The organism is Streptomyces sp. URMC 127 (assembly GCF_051386535.1).
GTDB lineage: Bacteria > Actinomycetota > Actinomycetes > Streptomycetales > Streptomycetaceae > Streptomyces.
Genome location: NZ_JBPQTW010000534.1, coordinates 1 through 288, shown reverse-complemented (window position 1 = coordinate 288; position 288 = coordinate 1). Strand labels below are relative to the sequence as shown.

Below are 288 nucleotides of genomic sequence, written 5' to 3'. Positions count from 1 at the left end.
TCGCGGACGTCCGCGACCTGGCGCTGGAGCTGGGAGACGGTGATCCGGTCGTCGCCCACGACGGCCGCCGCCCCCGGATGGGCGGTCTGCCCGCAGGCGGTCAGGAGCGGGGCCGCGGCGAGCAGCGCGGCGGCGGTGACGGAGAGCGCGGTCCTTCGGCGGAGCATGAAGCCTCCCGGCGGCGGTCGTGCGACGGTGATCGACCTGCGTTGATCGATGGTAGGGAGTCCGGGTGGCCCGGGCCACCGATTCGACCAACGATTCGCGGGGCGCGGGGGTGTGCGGGTG

1 pseudogene is annotated in these 288 nt (G+C 75.0%); it reads right to left on the bottom strand.

Annotated features, from left to right (window positions below):
• Window positions 1-167: pseudogene (locus tag ACSNOH_RS35275) on the bottom strand (SurA N-terminal domain-containing protein); the annotation flags it as partial.
• Window positions 168-288 lie beyond the last annotated feature (121 nt).